This window comes from Halotalea alkalilenta DSM 17697, from assembly GCF_000621205.1.
Classification (GTDB): Bacteria; Pseudomonadota; Gammaproteobacteria; order Pseudomonadales; family Halomonadaceae; genus Halotalea; species Halotalea alkalilenta.
Genome location: NZ_KK211230.1, coordinates 94,478 through 111,926, shown reverse-complemented (window position 1 = coordinate 111,926; position 17,449 = coordinate 94,478). Strand labels below are relative to the sequence as shown.

The following is a 17,449-nucleotide window of genomic DNA, read 5'->3' as shown; positions in this document are numbered from 1 at the left end:
ATGGAGGCCATGATGTCGTTCAATGATCAAAAGCTTGGGCAGCTGGGCGAAATTCTCCTCCAGGCCGCGCGTTTGGAGATCATGCCTCGGTTCGGCCGCCTGTCGGCGGCGCAGGTCCATCAGAAGAGCGGGCCTTTCGACCTGGTCACCGAGGCGGACGAGGCCGCCGAGCGCTGGATCACCAGCGCGCTGGCGCAGGCCTTCCCCAGCGCGAAGGTGATCGGCGAGGAGGCGGTGGCGCAAGGCACGACAGGGCTCGAGGCGCTCGTGAGCGCCGAGCTCGCCATCGTGCTCGACCCGATCGATGGCACTCGCAACTATGCCTCCGGCACACCGCTTTTCGGGGTGATGGCAGCGGTGGTCGCGCGTGGCGAGGTGGTCGCCGGGGTGATCCTCGATCCGATCACCGAGCGGCGCTACTACGCGCTGCGCGACGGCGGTGCCTGGCGGGAGGGGAGCGACGGCCAGCGCCACCCGCTGCGAGTGGCATCGCCAGTGGCGCTCGGCGAGATGGAGGCGCACGTCTCCAGCGGGTACCTGGAGGAGCCGCTGCGCAGCCGGGTCAATTCCCGCCTCTCGCGCCTCGGCGCGGTCAGCATGCTGCGCTGCGCGGCCCACGACTACCGGCTGGTCGCCGAAGGCCATAGCCACGCGCTGTTCTACAACAAGCTGATGCCCTGGGACCATGCCGCGGGCTGGCTTTTGCACCGCGAGGCCGGTGGCTACTCCGCCCACTTCGACGGCACGCCCTACCTGCCTCGCGCGACCGGCGGCGGGCTGATCTGCGCCCCGGACGAGGCGAGCTGGAACGCGCTGCGAGAAGCGCTGCTCGAGCCATGAATCCGGCCCTTCGCGCCATGCTGGTGGCCTGGCTCTCGCTGACGCCGCTCGGCGTGCTCGCCGCCCCGCTCGACCTCAGCGTGCCCGGACCGAACTTCGCCGACGAGGCGCGCTCCGCCGGCGCCTCGCCAGCGGTGTCGGACGATGCACCGATGGTAAGCTCCGCGCCAAGCTCGAGTGTGCAGGTGCACGGCAGCGTAGCCGCCGGGGTCAGTTCGGGATCGCGCGGTGGCAGCGGGCAGTTCGGCAGCACACGAGTGGACGTCGATCGCGGCAGCAGCAGGCTGTCGCTCGGGGTCGGCAGCTATCGCGGCGACGGCCCGGCCGTGGTCTCGCCCTATCGCCCACCTCCTTATCCCTACCCCCCCGATCAACCGGCGCTGTTCGACGACTACCCGCGCTGAGAGCGCCGCTTCACAGCGCGAGCAGGTGCTCGCGGTAGTAGGCCATCTCCTCGATCGACTCACGGATATCGTCGAGTGCCTGGTGGCTGCCGCGCTTGGTCAACCCGGCGAGGATCGACGGCTTCCAGCGCCGGGCCAGCTCCTTGAGGGTCGAGACGTCGAGGTTGCGGTAGTGGAAGAACCCGGCGAGCCCCGGCATCTCGCTGACCAGGAAGCGGCGGTCCTGGTGGACGCTGTTTCCGCACATCGGCGAAACGCCCGGCGCGACGTGGCGGGAGAGGAACTCGAGCGTCAGCCGCTCGGCTTCCAAGGTGTCGATACGGCTCTCGCGCACCCGAGCGATCAGCCCGGACTTGCCGTGGGTGCGGGTGTTCCACTCGTCCATCGCGTCGAGCACCGCATCATCCTGGTGGACCGCGATCACCGGCCCCTCCTCGATCACATTGAGGTTGCCATCGGTGACGATGGTCGCCACCTCGATGATGCGCTCGTAGCTCGGATCGAGCCCGGTCATCTCGAGATCGATCCATACGAGCCGGTCGGTGGCCGGGTCGATACTACCCACTGTTTGGGTCATGAACGGTTTGCTCCACTGAAATGATGAACTGGAAAAAGAATTGTAAAAGGCCCGACTGGGCGGCAACCGATCAAGACTAAACCTGTAGAATGGCACGTCAAGCCGGCTTTCCCGGTGCACTGATCAAGCCCTCGAGGAACGATGAGCGGACGCAAACTCTCACGACAGCAGCGCTGGCGCATCGACAAGATCCAGGCGGAGCGCAACCAGCGCGCCGGTGCCCGCGACGTGCACGATGCCAAGCTGCTCGAGGCCGGCGAGTACGGCCCCGAGCAGCCGGGCCGGGTGATCGCCCACTTCGGGCGCACCCTCGAGGTCGAAGGCGAGGACGGCGTCTCCCATCGCTGTCATCTGCGCGCCAACCTCGAGAGCCTGGTCACCGGCGACCGAGTCAGCTGGCGCGAGGCGAGCGATGCAAGCGGTGTGGTGGTCGCCCGGCTGCCGCGCGACTCGACCCTCGAGCGGCCCAATGCCCAGGGGCAGCTCAAGCCGGTGGCGGCCAACCTCGACCGGATCATGATCGTGTTCGCCGCCGAACCCGAGCCGCACCCCAACCTGATCGACCGCTACCTGGTCGCCGCCGAGACCACCGGGATCACCCCCGCGCTGGTGCTCAACAAGGTCGATTTGCTGCCCAGCGAGGGCGGGCCGCTGCGCGAGTTGCTCACCCGCTACCAGCGTCTCGGCTACGAAGTGGTCGAAGCCTCGGTGAACGATCACCACGGCCTCGAGGCACTGCGCACGGCGCTGACCGACCACACCTCGGTGTTCGTCGGCCAGTCCGGGGTCGGCAAGTCGTCGCTGATCCAGGCCCTGTTGCCCAATGAAGCGCTCAAGGTCGGAGCGCTCTCCGAGGAGTCGCGCAAGGGTACCCACACCACCACCACCGCGCGGCTCTATCACTTTCCTGCCGGTGGCGAGCTGATCGACTCCCCCGGCATCCGCGAGTTCGGCCTCGGCCATCTCGATGAACAGGCGATCGCCGAAGGCTTCATCGAGTTCCACCCCTTTCTCGGCCGCTGCCGCTTCCGCAACTGCCGCCATCTGTCCGAACCCGGCTGCGCGCTGCTCGGGGCGGTCGAACGCGACGAGATCCAGGCCAGCCGCTTCGACAGCTTCCGGCGCATCGTCGCCGAGCTTGATACCTGAGCGCAGGCCTGCCGAGCCGGACCTGACACCCCAGACCGCCAACCCTGGCCTGACAACCTAAAGTGCCTCTTTCGCCTTTCGGATGATGTCGGCGATGCCCCCGGCGACCTAGGATCGGGGTTCATCCCCGAGCCGGAGTTCGACATGACCTCATCCGCCCCGACCGCCGTACTCGACCAGCTCGCGCCCGAGGGCAGGCTGGTCGCCGCGATCAACTTCGGCAATCCGGTACTCGCCTTCCCCCACGCCGACGACGGTACTCCCCAGGGCGTATCGGTCGCCCTCGCCCGCGCGCTCGCCGAGCGCCTGGGCGTCGCCCTGGTGACACGCGTGTTCGACACCGCCGGACAGGTATTCGGCGCGACCGATCAGCAGCAGTGGACCCTCGCTTTTCTCGCCATCGAACCGGTACGCGCGGAGAAGATCGCCTTCAGCGAGCCCTACGCGCTGATCGAGGGAACCTATCTCGTCCGCGACGATGGCCCCTTCACCGCGGTCGAGCAGCTCGACCGCCCCGGCAACCGCATCGTGGTCGGTCGGGGCGCCGCCTACGATCTCTACCTCTCCCGCACCCTCGAGCACGCCGAACTGCTGCGCGAGACCAGCTCCCAGGCCGCGATCGACGCCTTCGTCAAAGGCCTTGGCGATGCAGCCGCCGGCGTGCGCCAGCCGCTCGAAAAGGCCGCCGCGAAGCATCCAGGGCTACGCGTGCTCGACGGCCGCTTCACCGCGATCCGTCAGGCCGTCGGCGTCCCCAAGGCGAACACCGAGGCCGCCGAATACGTGCACGCCTTCGTCGAGGAGATGAAACGCACCGGCTTCGTCCGCCAGGCGCTGATCGACAGCGGCAGAAGCGAAGTCACCGTAGCGCCCTAGCCGCGTCTATCACCGAAAGCTCCTCGCCCAGCCTTGGCGTGGCGACAGACCACGCCAAGCTCGTTGCCGTCCGAATCGCGGAAACAGGCGCCTCGGCGGACTGCATACGGCTCCATCCCCGCCCGCGGTCAGGTGGGCGGGCGGGCTTTGGTCCGATTGCGGATCGTTCGAATTTGTCTCTCCAATGTCGCTATGACATAATTTTAAATTCTCATTAAAGACAAAAACGATAACCATTGATTCTCGATTTGCCAGCGCGCGCCCTGCCATCGGGCGAAACACCGACGAAATATCCGCAGGCGAGAAGCGCTACCTCTCGCTCGCGCGCTGTTGCGCCTATGAATCACAGCTAAGAAAAAGGATCCGTTTCATGACGACCAAGCAGTCATCTTCGTCAGGAAAGCAGTTTCTCGGCCTGCCGATCATCCTAATGTGGGGCTACCTCGCCATCGCCATCTTCATGACCGGCGACGGTATCGAACAGGCGTTTCTTTCTTCGTACCTGATTGAAATCGGTTTCAGCCAGGGCGATGCAGCGATGGTCTTCACCGTCTACGGACTGATCGTCGCCATCGCCTCGTGGTTCTCAGGGGTCTTCGCCGAGATGATCGGCCCGCGCAACGCGATGAAATGGGGCGCGGTGATCTGGCTCGCCTTCCACGTGCTATTCATGATCTTCGGCATCGAACAGGAGAACCTGGCGATGATCACCCTGCTCTACGGGATCAGGGGCATCGGCTATCCGCTGTTCATCTACTCGTTCATCGTCTGGATCGCCCAGGTCGCGCCTTCCCACCGCCTGGCTTCGGCGATGGGCTGGTTCTGGGCGATGTACTCGGTCGGGGTCGGCTTCATCGGCACCTACCTGCCGAGCTTCACCATCCCGGTGCTCGGCTTCGCCGGTACGCTGTGGATGGCGACCGCCTGGGTCGCGGTGGCGGGCTTCATGGGCCTTTTCCTGATCAAGGACAAGACCAGCTCGACCAAGCGAGCCAGCGCCTCGCGCCAGGAAAAGATCCGCGAACTCGCCCGTGGGGTGACGATCCTCGCCGAGAATCGCAACATCGCCATCGCCTGCGTGGTGCGCTCGATCAACCAGCTGGCGCTGTTCGGCTTCGTCGTCTTCATGCCCGTGTTCTTCACCCATCAGCTGGGCTTCTCGATGTCCGAGTGGCTGCGGATCTGGGGCGCGGTGTTCATCACCACCATCTTCACCAACGTGCTCTGGGGCGTGGTCGGCGACAAGATCGGCTGGCTGCGGCTGGTACGCTGGTTCGGCGCGGTCGGCTGCGCGATCTCGTGTCTGGCGTTCTACTACCTGCCGCTCTACTTCGGCCACAACTTCGGCATCGCGCTCATCGCCGCGATCGTGCTCGGCACCTCGATCGCCGCCTTCGTGCCGATGTCGGCGCTGTTCCCATCGCTTGCACCCGAGCACAAGGGCGCGGCGATCTCGGCGCACAACCTCGCCGCCGGGCTCTCCAACTTCTTCGGCCCGGCGATCGCACTGATGGTCCTGCCGTACGGCGGCCCGGCCGGCGTGATCTGGACCTATACCGTGCTCTATCTGATCGCCGCGGTGCTGACCTGCTACATCGAGCTCGACGAGGGCGAACTCAAGCGCAGCTCCAGGGCGGCGCTGGCAGCGGAGCGCGAAGCCCAGCGGGATCGCAAGCCCGGCCGGACACCAGCCTACGCCTCATCGAAATCCTGACCACGGCGGCGGTCGATCACCGCCGCCACCGCTCGGTCCTTCGACGTCGCTCCATCCACTCGGGACGAACGGGTGGGAGTGATGACGCGAGCCCACCTCGGCCGTTCGTGGTGAGCCGGGCCTTCGCCGACCAAGCCGGCTTGCGGGACGCCGTGGGCCCGAGTCGAACCACGGCCGCGTCGCCACCTCTCGGTCCCACGATTGCACCACGCATGTCCCTCGCTGCCCCAGCAAACAGGGCCTAGACTCTGTACAGCACTCCTAAGGAAGGGGCCCCGATGGATATCCGCGACAAGGAAGTGACGCCACCCATACCGACGTCGTACGAGCAGCGGCTCACCTCGCTGCTCGGCGAAGCGCAGGCCGCGCCTGATCCAAACCGCTGGCTGCAACGACTGGTCACCGAGGGGCTCGATCGCCTGCCGCTGCCCGGCGGCGGTGCGACCCTGGCGCGCTGGCGTACGCTGGCCGAGGTCGCGGCCTGCGATCTGGGGCTGGTCAAGCTGTTCGAGGCGCACGAGGATGCGCTGGCGATTCACGCCGAGCTCGGCTCGACCGAGATACCCCCGCACTCACGCTGGGGAGTGTGGTGCGCACAGGCACCAGGACACGACCTGATGGTGTCCACCGGTACCAGCGCAGACCGCGTGTCGCTCGATGGCAGCAAGGCGTGGTGCTCAGGCGCCGCGACTCTCACCCATGCGCTGGTCAGCGCGCGCACTGCGGACAATCGCTCCTGGCTGGTGGCGGTAGAGCTCGACCAGCCCGGCATCACCGTGACCGACCGTGGCTGGGCGGCGGTAGGGATGCAAAGCGCCGCCAGCGTCGACGTGCTCTTCTCCCACGCAGAGGGCCGGTTGGTCGGCGCCCCCGGCGGCTACGTCGAGCGGCCGGGATTCCTTCACGGCGCGGCGGGCGTCGCTGCCTGCTGGTACGGCGCGACGGCGAGAATCGTCGACTTCACCCGCGCCGCCCTTGCAGGCAGGGCGGATCCTCACCGGCTCGCCCACCTGGGCGCCATGGACGTCGCACTGTGCCAGGCACGTGCGATGCTCATCGATGCAGCCAAGGCGATAGACGCCTCGCCCACCGATGGCTGCGCGCTCGAGGTCGCGCGCGCCAGGCTCGCGGTGGAGAGCGCTGCCGAAGAGATCCTGGTGCGGGCATCACGGGCGCTCGGCGCCGCACCGCTTTGCCGTGACGCAGGTTTCGCCCGACTGATGGCCGACCTGCCGGTGTTCATCCGCCAGAGCCACGCCGAACGCGACCAGGCCGCCCATGGCCAGCGAGTCGCCACGCTAGAGGAGCCACAATGGACACTGTGAACGATCGCGCGATCATCGGGCTCGGCACGCCAGAGCGCGACTGGCAGGCATGGCCGGCGCTGGCCGCGCTGCCGCGCGAACCGCTCTCCTCGCTGGTCGCCCCAGGGCAGCGTGCTGTCGTGGTCGCGCCGCACCCGGACGACGAGGTGCTCGGCTTCGCCGGCATGCTGATCCAGCTGGCTCGGCTAGGGCGAGACATCTCGCTGGTCGCCGTCACCGATGGCGGCGCGAGCCACCCGGGCTCGACACGCTGGCCACCGCCCGCGCTGCGCGAGGCTCGGCGCGAGGAGACCCGCCGGGCGCTGCTGGCGCTCGGCGTCGACGCCGAAGTGCACCGCCTGGGGCTCGACGACGGCGCGGTCGCAGCCCAAGCGGATGAACTGCGCGACCGATTGCGCGCTCACCTGCAACCCGGTGACGTGGTGTTCACCACCTGGCGCAAGGATGGGCACCCCGACCACGAGGCCACCGGTGATGCCGTCGCCGCGGTCTGCGAGGCGCAAGGCTGCACGCTCTACGAAGTACCGATCTGGACCTGGCATTGGGCCAGCGTCGACGACCCCCGCGTGCCCTGGGCGCGGGCATGCGCGATCGACCTGAGCGAGGAGCAGCTCGAGCGCAAGCGCCAGGCCGTCGCCCTCTTCACCAGCCAGCTGCAGCCCGACGACTCGACCGGGCAAGCGCCGATCCTGCCGCCTAACGTACTCGCCCGGCTGCTGCGCGACTCCGAGGTGCTGTTCCGATGAGCGAGCGCATCGAGCACTTCGATCGCCTCTATCGCGATGACGCCGACCCCTGGCAGGTCGAGGCCTCCTGGTACGAGCGGCGCAAGCGCGCGCTGGTGCTCGCCGCACTGCCCCGCGAGCGCTATCGCCGCGCCTTCGAGCCCGGCTGCGGCAACGGTGCAATGACCCGGCAGCTGGCGCAGCGCTGCGACACCCTGCTCGCGGCCGATTTCTCCGCCGCGGCCGTAGCGATCGCGCGTGAGACCCTGGCGCCATCCCCCCATGTCCAGATCGAACGGCTGCATCTACCGGAGCAGTGGCCGGCGCCGGGAGCGGCGCAGTTCGACCTGATCCTGGTCAGCGAGCTGGCCTACTACCTCGATGATGCCGATCTGGCGTGCTTCATCTCGCACTGCGTGGACTCGCTGAACCCCGCGGGCGACCTGGTACTCTGCCATTGGCGCCATCCCTTCGACGACCGGCGTCACGACGTCGAGTCGATGTACCGCAGGTTCGATCGAGCCAAGGCGCTGTCGGCGACGATCCACCATATCGAAACGGATTTCCAACTGGGCGTATGGCAGAGGTCGGCTTCTCTCTGATCGCCCGGAAACGCATAAGGAGTATGCGATGATCGGTATCTGCATTCCCGCCAATGACGAGCAGGACTGGATCGACGCTTGCCTGGTATCGGCGCTTGCCGCCGCGCGCCACCCAGGGCTCGGAGGTGAGCCCGTGACCATCACCGTCGTCCTCGATCATTGCCGCGACCGCACGCCGCTGGTCGCGGCGCGCCATCCGGTCGAATGCCTGACCATCGACGCACGCAACGTCGGCGCCGCCCGCGCCGCGGGCGCCAACCACCTGCTTGCCCTCGGCGCCCGCTGGCTGGCCTTCACCGACGCCGACACCCGCGTCTCCGAGCGCTGGCTGGTCGACCAGCTATCGCTCGAAGCCGACGCGGTGTGCGGCACCATCTCGATCGAGGATTGGTCGATCTGCGGCGAGTGGGCCGCCCCCCTGCGCGCGGACTTCGAGCGCAACTACCAGGATCGCGAAGGGCACCGCCACGTCCACGGCGCCAACTTCGGTATCGATGCCCGAGCATACGCAGCGGTGGGCGGGTTCTCCGCGCTGACCTGCAGCGAGGACCAAGCGCTGGTCGATGCGCTGCAGTCCTCGACGAAGTTCAAGATCGCCTGGAGCGCGCGCCCCAGAGTAGCGACCAGCGCAAGGCTCAAGTCGCGCATCGCCGACGGATTCGCCGGATGCCTGCGTCACGCCATCGGCACCATCGACAAGCATGCGAGCTAGCCCGTGCCGGCCTGCCGACTCATCCCGGCCGCGCAATGCTCAGCGGGCAGATAGAGCTGATGATTGGCTTCATGTTCGGTTCGAGTCGCTGATCGCAGCCCCGCGGTCGGTCACTTCGGCTCACCTGCCAACCGCTCGATGATGCTGCGATAGGGATCGAACAGCGCTTGCTGATCGAGCGCTGCGTCATCGTTCCAGCTGGCGATGACGCAGTGGCTTCGGCCATCGGCAGCGACCAGGCGGGTGGAGAGGTTCAGCACGCCCGGCTCCGAGCCGCCTTTGTAGGCGACCTGCTGCCATTGGGCGGGGTCGGCGAGGCCGGGGTTGATCGATAGGCTCGGCGAGCCCTGCGTGGCGTCGAGCAGCTCGCATAGCTCCTCGGCGCTTAGGAACCATTCGATCTGGTGGGTGACATCGGGGCTGAGTGAATCGACCGCGGGCAGCGGCGCATCGCGCAGGCCGGCCAGGATTGCGCGGCGTGCGTCGATGTCGCCTTCGCGCCACCGTTCGCGCAGCCCCTCGGCATCATCGGCCTTGAAGCCGAACAGCTCGCGGGTGGTGAGGAAAGGAACGTTGCGCGGGGAGATCGCTTCGACGGCGTCGCGACCGACGAGATGGATCAGCGCGTCGGTGGCGGTGTTGTCGCTGATCGAGATCATCAGGTGGGCAAGCGTCGCCACGGTCACCGGGGTGCCCGCCGGCCACTCCTGCAGCTGGCCGCTGGGCAGCGAGCGCCAGCCCGGCTCGAGGGTGACGACCTGGTCCCAGGCCAGGCGCTGCTCTTCGATCGCGAGCGCCAGGGCGCGCAGCACCACGAGCTTGGCGGCGGAGCCGACCGCCAGCGGTGCCTGCGCGTTGTGGGACACCAAAGGCTCGCCATCGGCGACCACCAGCAGCGCGGTGTCGCCGGGCAGCGCCTGGATCAGGCCGGCCAGGCTATCGATATCGTCATCGAGTTCAGCCGCACCGAACCATAGCTGGCTGATCCTGCCTTCGGCGTCGAGGGCGATACGCGCGGGTACGCGGCCGCGCTCGAAGTGCAACAGCGCCCCGCTGCGCCGGGTATCGATACGCTCGAGTCCGCCAAGCCGGCGCTCCATATCCGCGACGATTTCGGCGACCTGCTGCGGTGAAACCTGCTCGCGAAAGGCGCTGGCGTAGCGCTGCGCCTCGCCGGCACGCCCATCGAACAGCGCCTCGATCGCGGCGGCGGGGGTCGGCGCCACCTCGGCATGAGCGGGCGCCAGCAGGCAGGCTGCGCAAAGCGAGGCCAGAATGGGGAGCAAGCGAATCGAGCGCATCGAGGTGGCGTCCATACCGTAGCCCGAGTTCGGCATCGCCCGGGACGAATTGAGAGGACGTCCAGAGTAACCCGCCGCTCGACGGCCTTGGCTGAATTTACCTTGTCGCCGGTCTCGGTCGCGGGCCCAACCCGGGGTGCGGCGAGCGGCGCCGGCGGCGCTACACAACGCGCTGGAACGCAGGCATGCTGGCCTGCAAGTGCCCCGACGCACGACCGATCGCTCACGCCGCCAACAACAAGGAGCCACCGCCATGGCACACGCCTTCACCCCAGCCGCTGTCGATCGCCCCCCGAGGCGGGCGCTCGATGCGCCCGAGATCCTCAAGGCCCGCATCGACCTCGCCGCCTGCTTCCGCATGGCCGCGCACCTTGGCCTCGAGGAGGGTATCTGCAACCACTTCTCCGCGGTGGTGCCGGGCCACGACGACCTGTTCCTGGTCAATCCCTACGGGATGTCGTTCGATGAGATTCGTGCCTCGGACCTGCTGATCTGCGACTTCGATGGTCGGGTGGTGGCGGGCGAAGGCCGCCCGGAGGCCACCGCGTTCTTCATCCATGCCCGCCTGCATGCGCTCAACCCGCGGGCCAAGGTGGCCTTCCACACCCATATGCCGAACGCGACCGCGCTGTGCATGACCGAGGGGGAGCCTTTGCAATGGGCCGGCCAGACCGCGCTCAAGTTCTACGGCCGTACCGCGGTCGACGATCACTTCAACGGCCTGGCGCTGGATTCGAGCGAGGGAGACCGCATCGCCCGGGCGCTCGGCAACGCCGACGTGCTGTTCCTGCGCAACCACGGGGTGATGGTGACCGCACCCAACATCGCCGAGGCATGGGACGATCTGTACTACCTGGAGCGCGCGGCGCAGGTGCAATTGAAGGCGATGACCAGCGGCCAGGCGCTGGTCAGGGTGCCGGACGAGATCGCTCAGCGCTGCTACGAGCAGATGCGCGAAGGAGACCCGGAGAGTGCGCGGCTGCATCTGGAGAGCATCAAGCGCCGGCTGGCGAGATCGGCGCCGGACTACGCCCATTGAGCGAGTCGGTGCCGCCGCGGCATCGGTCGAACGATGTTCCATCCGCGCGCTTGCTTACCGCCGCCGAGCCGCCATATTGCTTGGATGGACCGCTCTCCCTCCCCTTCCACGCCCACGGTGGCGTCGGATGCCGTGCTCGATGCCTTCCACCCGGCGGTGGCGGGCTGGTTCAGGCGTGTCTTCGAGCACCCGACCGCGGCGCAGGTCGCGGCCTGGCCTTCGATCCGCGCCGGGCGTCATACGCTGGTGGCGGCACCCACCGGCTCGGGCAAGACGCTGACGGCGTTTCTCGCCGCGATCGATGGGCTGGTGCGCCAGGGCCTCGCCGCCGGTGGCGAGCTCCCCGACCAGACCACGGTGGTCTATGTCTCGCCGCTCAAGGCGCTGTCCAACGATATCCGGCTCAATCTGGAAGCGCCGCTGGCCGGCATCCGCGACGAGCTGCGCGCGCTCGGGCTGCCGGAGATCGCCATTCGCGCCGCGGTACGCACCGGCGACACGCCGAGCCGCGAGCGCGTAGCGATGCGCAAGCGCCCGCCGCATATCCTGGTGACCACGCCTGAGTCGCTCTATGTGCTGCTCGGCTCGGACTCCGGCCGGCGGATGCTCGCCACTACCCGGGCGGTGATCGTCGATGAGATCCACGCCGTCGCCGGCACCAAGCGCGGCAGCCACCTTGCGCTCAGCCTCGAGCGGCTGCAGGCGCTGTCCGGCCAGCCGCTCGCGCGGGTCGGGCTCTCGGCGACGCAGCACCCGATCGAGGCGGTGGCACGCTTTTTGGTCGGCCGCTCGGGGGATGGCGACTGCGAGATCGTCGACATCGGCCATGCGCGTCGGCGCGAACTCGCCATCGAGGTGCCACCGGTACCGCTGGCCGCGGTAATGGCCAACGATGTGTGGGAGCGGGTCTACGACCGGCTCGCCGAGCTCGCGCGCGGCGAACGCACGACCCTGGTCTTCGTCAATACCCGACGGATGGCCGAGCGCGCGGCGCGTCATCTCTCCGAGCGCCTGGGCCGCGACGCAGTGGCCGCGCACCACGGCAGCCTCGCCCGCGAACAGCGCCTCGACGCCGAGCAGCGGCTCAAGCGTGGCGAGCTGCGCCTTCTGGTCGCCACCGCATCGCTCGAGCTCGGCATCGACATCGGCGAGGTCGACCTGGTCTGCCAGCTCGGCTCGCCGCGCTCGATCGCAGCCTTCCTCCAGCGCATCGGCCGCTCCGGCCACCAGATCGCAGGGGTCCCCCGCGGGCGGCTGTTCCCGACCTCGCGCGACGACCTGATCGAATGCGTGGCGCTGCTCGACTGCGTGCGCCGCGGCGAGCTGGACACCCTGGTGATTCCCCAGGCGCCGCTGGACGTGCTGGCGCAGCAGATCGTCGCCGAGGTCGCCTGCCAGGAGTGGCACGAGGACCGATTGTTCGAGCTGATCCGCCGCGCCGGCCCCTACGCCGAACTCAGTGCCGAGCGCTACCAGGCGCTGCTCGGCATGCTCGCCCAAGGCTTCAGCGGTCGCTTTGGCCCGCGCGCGGCCTATCTGCACCGCGACGCCGTCTCCCGCACCCTGCGCGCCCGGCGCGCCAGCCAGCTGGTCGCGGTGACCAGCGGAGGCACCATCCCCGAAAGCGGCGACTACAGCGTAATGCTGGAACCCACCGGCCACCCGATTGGCACGGTGAACGAAGACTTCGCGGTGGAAAGCCTGCCCGGGGATATCTTCCAGCTCGGCAACACCTCCTACCGGATCATCAAGATCGAGCCCGGGCGGGTGAGGGTCGAAGACGCCCGCGGCCAGCCGCCGAACATCCCGTTCTGGATCGGCGAGGCCCCGGGGCGCAGCGACGCGCTCTCGGCAGGCGTGGCGCGGCTGCGCGAGGAGATCGACCAGCGGCTGGGCGACCAGCCCACCGACGGCACCTCCCGGCTCGCGCCGGCGATCGCCTGGCTCGAAGGCGAGCTGGGCCTCGACCAGGCCGCAGCGCAGCAGATCGTCGACTACCTCGCCGTGGCCAAAGCGGCGCTGGGGGCGCTACCGACCCAGCGCACCCTGGTGATGGAGCGCTTCTTCGACGAATCCGGCGGCATGCAGCTGGTCATCCACTCGCCCTTCGGCAGTCGGATCAACCGTGCCTGGGGCCTGGCGCTGCGCAAGCGCTTCTGCCGCAGCTTCGATGTCGAGCTGCAGGCGGCAGCCACCGAGGACGCCATCGTGCTGTCGCTCTCCACCAGCCACAGCTTCGCGCTGGACGAGGTATGGCACTACCTGCGCGCGGCGAGCGCCGAACGGGTACTCATCCAGGCGCTGCTCGACGCACCGCTGTTCGGCGTGCGCTGGCGCTGGAACGCCACCGTCGCGCTCGCGCTGCCGCGCATGGCCGGCGGGCGCAAGGTGGCGCCTCAGCTGCAGCGGATGAGAAGCGACGATCTGCTGGCGACGGTGTTCCCCGACCAGGCGGCGTGCATCGAGAACATCGTCGGCGAGCGGGAGATTCCCGACCATCCGCTGGTCAGGCAGACCCTCGACGACTGCCTGCACGAGGCGATGGATAGCCCCGGCTGGATCCAGCTGCTCGAGCGCATCGAGTCGGGCGACGTCCGACTCATCGCCCGCGACCTGCCGGCGCCATCACCGCTCGCCGCCGAGGTGCTCGGTGCGCAGCCCTATGCGTTCCTCGACGACGCGCCGCTGGAGGAGCGTCGTACCCAAGCGGTGCTGGCGCGGCGCTGGAGCGATCCGGAGTCCGCCGACGATCTCGGCGCGCTCGACCCAGCGGCGATCGCCGAGGTGCGCGAGGAGGCCTGGCCACGGGTGCGCGACGCCGACGAGATGAGCGAGGCGCTGAACAGCCTCGCCGGGATCAACCTCAGCGAGGTACCGGACGAGTGGCGGCCCTGGCTCGACGCTCTCGCGGCCAGCGGTCGCGCCGCCCGGGTGAACGTCGCCGAGGGAGAGTGGCTGTGGGTCGCGGTGGAGCGGCTGAACGAAGTGCGCGCGGTCTATGCCACTTCGGCCGGGCTCCCCAGGGTCGAGCCGAGCCTCGAGCCGCCGCCGGGGTTCGACCAGGAGCACGACGACGAGCAGGCGCTGGTCGCCCTGGTCCGCGCGCGGCTCGGCGCCAGCGGCCCGGTCACCCTCGCCGAGCTGGCCCGCCCGCTGGCGCTGTCGACGCCCCGCGCAGCCCAAGCGCTGGCTGCGCTCGAAGCCCAGGGCTACGCGCTGCGCGGACGCTTCGATCCGCACACCGCCGATGAACAGTGGTGCGAACGCCAGCTGCTGGCGCGTATTCACCGCCTGACGTTGAGGCGGCTGCGGCGCGAGATCGCACCGGTAGAACCGGCCGATTTCGTTCGCTTCCTGTTCGACTGGCAGCGTCTTTCCGCCGATACCCGCGGACGGGGTACCCAAGCGCTGGCCACCATAGTTGAGCAGCTCGAGGGCTACCAGGCCGCGGCGTCGAGCTGGGAGAGCGATATCCTTCCAGCCCGCTTGGTCGACTATCACGCCGATCAGCTCGATGAGCTGTGCCGCTCAGGAAGAGTGATATGGAAACGCCAAGCGGCGCGTCAGTCGGCCAGGCCCGGCTCCGGCGGCGGACCGGTGCGGGCGACGCCGATCGTGCTGCTGCCGCGAAGCCGGCTTGCGACCTGGGACGCGCTGGCGGCGAGCGTGCCCGAGGCGGCGCCCTCGCCCCGCGCCGAGCGGGTCGCCGAAGTGCTGCGCCAACAGGGCGCGCTCTTCTTCGATGAGCTCCTGGCCGAGACTCGGCTGCTGCGCAGCGAGCTGGAAAACGCACTGGCGGAGCTGGTCGGCGCGGGCCTGGTCAATGCCGACGGCTTCGCCGGCCTGCGGGCGCTGATCTCACCCGCCCCACGTCGCACCCGGGCGCAGCGCCACGGCCGGCACACGCGAGGCTCTCCGCTGGCCCACGCCATGGAGCAGGCCGGGCGCTGGGCGCTGCTGCGGCGAGCGCCGAGCGAAGCAGCCTCTCCCGCCGCGCATCCGGCGTATCCGGCCGACGCGCTGGAACATCTCGTCCGCGTGCTGCTGCGCCGCTACGGCGTCATATTCTGGCGGCTGCTCGAGCGTGAGGCCGACTGGCTGCCGCCCTGGCGGGAACTGCTGCGCGTGCTGCATCGATTGGAGGCGCGCGGAGAAATCCGCGGCGGGCGCTTCGTCAACGGCACCTCGGGCGAGCAGTTCGCCCTGCCCGAAGCGGTGGGGCCGCTGCGCCGCGCGCGGCATCGTGGCAGCGAGGGCACGCTGCAGCTGGTCTGCGCCACCGATCCGCTCAATCTGGTCGGTATCCTGCTGCCGGGTGAGCGGGTCCCCGCGCTCGCCGGCAACCGGATCGTCTATCGCGACGGCGTGCCGATAGCGCGCGCCCTGGGCGCAAGGCTCGAGTACCTGGTTCCGCTGGATGCGCAGGAGCAGGCCGAGGTGTGCCAACTGCTCGCCAGGCACGGCAAGGGCTGAGACGCTCGGCCGGTGTTCAGAAGCCTCGCCCGCCACCTTGCCCTGCCGATCGAACCGCTACCGGGCGCGGCTCATCGAGCGCAGATAGTCGATCACTGCCTCGCGTTCACCGCTGAACAGCACCTGCTGCTGCCGGCTGTCACGCTGATAGCGATAGATCGGGTCGTAGTACTCGTCAAGCAGCAGACGAATCCAACCGCGGTGCAGCGCCAGCGACTCCTCTGCGCTACTGGCGAGCGCCCGTGACATCAGCGCGGCGAGCCGGCGATAACGTTCCACACCGAGCCGCTTGGACAAGCTCGCGAGGCTCTGCTCGAGACGCCTGGCGAAACGCTCGAGGCCCGGCTCTAGGCCAAAGGCGGCGATGAACTCGGCACGCAGGTCGATGACGTAGTCCTTGAGCACGCGCTCGATCCGCTGCGACAGCGGTGCCTCGAGCCATACCAGCGGCGCACTCTGCATCCTGCGCTGCAGCGCAAGCGGCAGCATGCAGCGCCCGATCCGCCCTCCCTCGTCCTCGACGATCAGGCGAGCGGCACCCGCCTCACGCAGCTTGAGCAGCGCGATCGCCAGCCGATGCTCGAAGTCGATCTGCGCCGGCTGCGGCGTGACGCGTCCACCGAAGCTCGAGCCACGGTGGCAGGCCAGCCCTTCGAGATCGACCGCGTTCGCCACCCCGGCCAGCACCTCGGTCTTGCCGACGCCGGTCAGCCCACCGATCCGGACCCACTCGCACTCGACCACCGCACGCTCGATCACCTCACTGAGAAAACCACGCAACGCCTTGTAGCCGCCCGCCACGCGGGGGTAGTCGATGCCCGCCTCGTCACGCAGCCAACGCTGGGCGATCTGCGAGCGCAGCCCGCCGCGAAAGCAATAGAGGCAGCCTTCGGGATGGGCACGAGCGAACTTCGTCCAGGCCTCGATCCGCCTGCGCTTGAGTTCACCGCTGACCAGCCGATGGCCGAGTTCGAGCGCGGCCTGCTGGCCCTGCTGCTTATAGCGGGTACCGACCCGTTGGCGCTCGAGGTCGTCCATCAGCGGCAGGTTGACCGCCTGGGGAAAAGCCCCCTTGGTGAACTCCACCGGCGCACGCACGTCGAGTAACGCCACCTCGTCGACGAAGAGCGTGGCGAAATCGGTCCTGCTCTGCGACATCCTGATTCTCCATCGGTGTGCGAAGAGCGCTGACGATATCAGGCTGCGGCGGGCCTGTGTGGCATCGGCACGATCAGGCGGTGGATTTTCGTCCGGATCACCAAGCCATCCAGCGAGGGCGGGTGCCCGCTCAGCCGCATCATCCTTCTCACCGGCCAGCGGACCATGCTGGTAGACTCCGAGCGACTTCGAGGAGCCCTCTCGCCATGCTGATACTCAAGACCGTCGCCTTGTTCTTCGTCACCGCGCTGGCCGAGATCATCGGCTGCTACCTGCCCTATCTCTGGCTCAGGGAGGGCAAGTCGGCCTGGCTGCTGGTGCCGGCGGCGCTGAGCCTTATGCTCTTCGCCTGGCTGCTGACCCTGCATCCCACCGCAGCGGGACGGGTGTACGCGGCCTACGGCGGCGTCTACGTGTTCGTGGCGATCTTCTGGCTGTGGTCGGTCGACGGCATCAGGCCGAGCGGCTGGGACCTGCTCGGCGCCTCGGTGGCCATGGTGGGGATGGGGATCATCATGTTCGCGCCGAGGAGCTGAGTGCTCAGGGAGAAGATG

The 17,449-nt window shown here is 68.5% G+C and carries 15 protein-coding genes; 12 read left to right on the top strand and 3 right to left on the bottom strand.

Annotation, left to right across the window (positions count from 1 at the left end):
- Positions 1 to 12 precede the first annotated feature (12 nt).
- Together Q376_RS0116005 and Q376_RS0116000 are read left to right on the top strand one after the other, a co-directional pair.
- Complete coding sequence (locus Q376_RS0116005; protein ID WP_027351162.1) at positions 13 to 840, top strand: inositol monophosphatase family protein; 828 nt, start codon at positions 13 to 15, stop codon at positions 838 to 840.
- Complete coding sequence (locus Q376_RS0116000) at positions 837 to 1,244, top strand: hypothetical protein (RefSeq protein WP_027351161.1); 408 nt, start codon at positions 837 to 839, stop codon at positions 1,242 to 1,244. The genes Q376_RS0116005 and Q376_RS0116000 overlap by 4 nt, the downstream gene beginning before the upstream one ends.
- Before the next feature lie 10 nt (positions 1,245 to 1,254).
- Here the strand turns inward: Q376_RS0116000 and orn are convergent, their stop codons facing one another.
- Positions 1,255 to 1,821: an oligoribonuclease gene (gene orn / locus Q376_RS0115995; RefSeq protein WP_027351160.1), complete on the bottom strand. Its 567-nt coding sequence runs from the start codon at positions 1,819 to 1,821 to the stop codon at positions 1,255 to 1,257.
- 141 nt (positions 1,822 to 1,962) lie between these two features.
- On the opposite strand from orn, the gene rsgA reads away from it, so the two are divergent.
- The 7 genes from rsgA to Q376_RS0115955 all read left to right on the top strand — a co-directional run bounded on the left by rsgA (position 1,963) and on the right by Q376_RS0115955 (position 8,924).
- Entirely contained in the window at positions 1,963 to 2,970 is a 1,008-nt protein-coding gene (rsgA, locus tag Q376_RS0115990) for a small ribosomal subunit biogenesis GTPase RsgA (RefSeq protein WP_027351159.1), read from the top strand.
- Positions 2,971 to 3,114: 144 nt separating this feature from the next.
- Positions 3,115 to 3,846: an ABC transporter substrate-binding protein gene (locus tag Q376_RS0115985; RefSeq protein ID WP_027351158.1), complete on the top strand. Its 732-nt coding sequence runs from the start codon at positions 3,115 to 3,117 to the stop codon at positions 3,844 to 3,846.
- Between the two features lie 370 nt (positions 3,847 to 4,216).
- Positions 4,217 to 5,560, top strand: a complete 1,344-nt coding sequence (locus tag Q376_RS0115975; protein WP_052365413.1) for an MFS transporter — start codon at positions 4,217 to 4,219, stop codon at positions 5,558 to 5,560.
- Between the two features lie 278 nt (positions 5,561 to 5,838).
- Positions 5,839 to 6,885: an acyl-CoA dehydrogenase family protein gene (locus Q376_RS0115970; protein ID WP_027351156.1), complete on the top strand. Its 1,047-nt coding sequence runs from the start codon at positions 5,839 to 5,841 to the stop codon at positions 6,883 to 6,885.
- Positions 6,873 to 7,631 carry a PIG-L deacetylase family protein gene (locus tag Q376_RS0115965; RefSeq protein WP_027351155.1) on the top strand — a complete coding sequence of 253 codons (759 nt, stop codon included), beginning with the start codon at positions 6,873 to 6,875 and terminating at the stop codon, positions 7,629 to 7,631. Before Q376_RS0115970 ends, Q376_RS0115965 begins: the two co-directional genes overlap by 13 nt.
- Positions 7,628 to 8,212, top strand: a complete 585-nt coding sequence (locus Q376_RS0115960; protein ID WP_027351154.1) for a class I SAM-dependent methyltransferase — start codon at positions 7,628 to 7,630, stop codon at positions 8,210 to 8,212. The genes Q376_RS0115965 and Q376_RS0115960 overlap by 4 nt, the downstream gene beginning before the upstream one ends.
- 28 nt (positions 8,213 to 8,240) lie before the next feature.
- Positions 8,241 to 8,924 carry a glycosyltransferase family 2 protein gene (locus Q376_RS0115955; protein WP_027351153.1) on the top strand — a complete coding sequence of 228 codons (684 nt, stop codon included), beginning with the start codon at positions 8,241 to 8,243 and terminating at the stop codon, positions 8,922 to 8,924.
- Positions 8,925 to 9,034: 110 nt separating this feature from the next.
- Here the strand turns inward: Q376_RS0115955 and Q376_RS0115950 are convergent, their stop codons facing one another.
- Positions 9,035 to 10,225, bottom strand: a complete 1,191-nt coding sequence (locus Q376_RS0115950) for a serine hydrolase (protein ID WP_027351152.1) — start codon at positions 10,223 to 10,225, stop codon at positions 9,035 to 9,037.
- Positions 10,226 to 10,478: 253 nt separating this feature from the next.
- Between Q376_RS0115950 and Q376_RS0115945 the strand changes: the two genes are divergently transcribed.
- Complete coding sequence (locus tag Q376_RS0115945) at positions 10,479 to 11,264, top strand: aldolase (protein WP_027351151.1); 786 nt, start codon at positions 10,479 to 10,481, stop codon at positions 11,262 to 11,264.
- Positions 11,265 to 11,396: 132 nt separating this feature from the next.
- The gene (locus tag Q376_RS0115940) at positions 11,397 to 15,737 is read left to right on the top strand and encodes a DEAD/DEAH box helicase (RefSeq protein WP_245598976.1); all 4,341 of its coding nucleotides are present in this window, start codon (positions 11,397 to 11,399) and stop codon (positions 15,735 to 15,737) included.
- A 57-nt stretch (positions 15,738 to 15,794) separates the two neighbouring features.
- Here the strand turns inward: Q376_RS0115940 and mnmH are convergent, their stop codons facing one another.
- A complete protein-coding gene (gene mnmH, locus Q376_RS0115935) occupies positions 15,795 to 16,895 on the bottom strand; it encodes a tRNA 2-selenouridine(34) synthase MnmH (RefSeq protein WP_027351149.1) in 1,101 nt (366 codons plus the stop codon).
- 206 nt (positions 16,896 to 17,101) lie between these two features.
- Between mnmH and Q376_RS0115930 the strand changes: the two genes are divergently transcribed.
- Positions 17,102 to 17,431, top strand: a complete 330-nt coding sequence (locus Q376_RS0115930; RefSeq protein ID WP_027351148.1) for a YnfA family protein — start codon at positions 17,102 to 17,104, stop codon at positions 17,429 to 17,431.
- The last annotated feature ends 18 nt before the right edge of the window (positions 17,432 to 17,449 follow it).

What these genes read in the sequence shown, in the direction of transcription:
- Q376_RS0116005 (WP_027351162.1), top strand. Translation starts at nt 13, where the DNA reads ATGTCGTTCAATGATCAAAAGCTTGGGCAGCTGGGCGAAATTCTCCTC.
- Q376_RS0116000 (WP_027351161.1), top strand. Translation starts at nt 837, where the DNA reads ATGAATCCGGCCCTTCGCGCCATGCTGGTGGCCTGGCTCTCGCTGACG.
- orn (WP_027351160.1), bottom strand. Translation starts at nt 1,821, where the DNA reads ATGACCCAAACAGTGGGTAGTATCGACCCGGCCACCGACCGGCTCGTA.
- rsgA (WP_027351159.1), top strand. Translation starts at nt 1,963, where the DNA reads ATGAGCGGACGCAAACTCTCACGACAGCAGCGCTGGCGCATCGACAAG.
- Q376_RS0115985 (WP_027351158.1), top strand. Translation starts at nt 3,115, where the DNA reads ATGACCTCATCCGCCCCGACCGCCGTACTCGACCAGCTCGCGCCCGAG.
- Q376_RS0115975 (WP_052365413.1), top strand. Translation starts at nt 4,217, where the DNA reads ATGACGACCAAGCAGTCATCTTCGTCAGGAAAGCAGTTTCTCGGCCTG.
- Q376_RS0115970 (WP_027351156.1), top strand. Translation starts at nt 5,839, where the DNA reads ATGGATATCCGCGACAAGGAAGTGACGCCACCCATACCGACGTCGTAC.
- Q376_RS0115965 (WP_027351155.1), top strand. Translation starts at nt 6,873, where the DNA reads ATGGACACTGTGAACGATCGCGCGATCATCGGGCTCGGCACGCCAGAG.
- Q376_RS0115960 (WP_027351154.1), top strand. Translation starts at nt 7,628, where the DNA reads ATGAGCGAGCGCATCGAGCACTTCGATCGCCTCTATCGCGATGACGCC.
- Q376_RS0115955 (WP_027351153.1), top strand. Translation starts at nt 8,241, where the DNA reads ATGATCGGTATCTGCATTCCCGCCAATGACGAGCAGGACTGGATCGAC.
- Q376_RS0115950 (WP_027351152.1), bottom strand. Translation starts at nt 10,225, where the DNA reads ATGCGCTCGATTCGCTTGCTCCCCATTCTGGCCTCGCTTTGCGCAGCC.
- Q376_RS0115945 (WP_027351151.1), top strand. Translation starts at nt 10,479, where the DNA reads ATGGCACACGCCTTCACCCCAGCCGCTGTCGATCGCCCCCCGAGGCGG.
- mnmH (WP_027351149.1), bottom strand. Translation starts at nt 16,895, where the DNA reads ATGTCGCAGAGCAGGACCGATTTCGCCACGCTCTTCGTCGACGAGGTG.
- Q376_RS0115930 (WP_027351148.1), top strand. Translation starts at nt 17,102, where the DNA reads ATGCTGATACTCAAGACCGTCGCCTTGTTCTTCGTCACCGCGCTGGCC.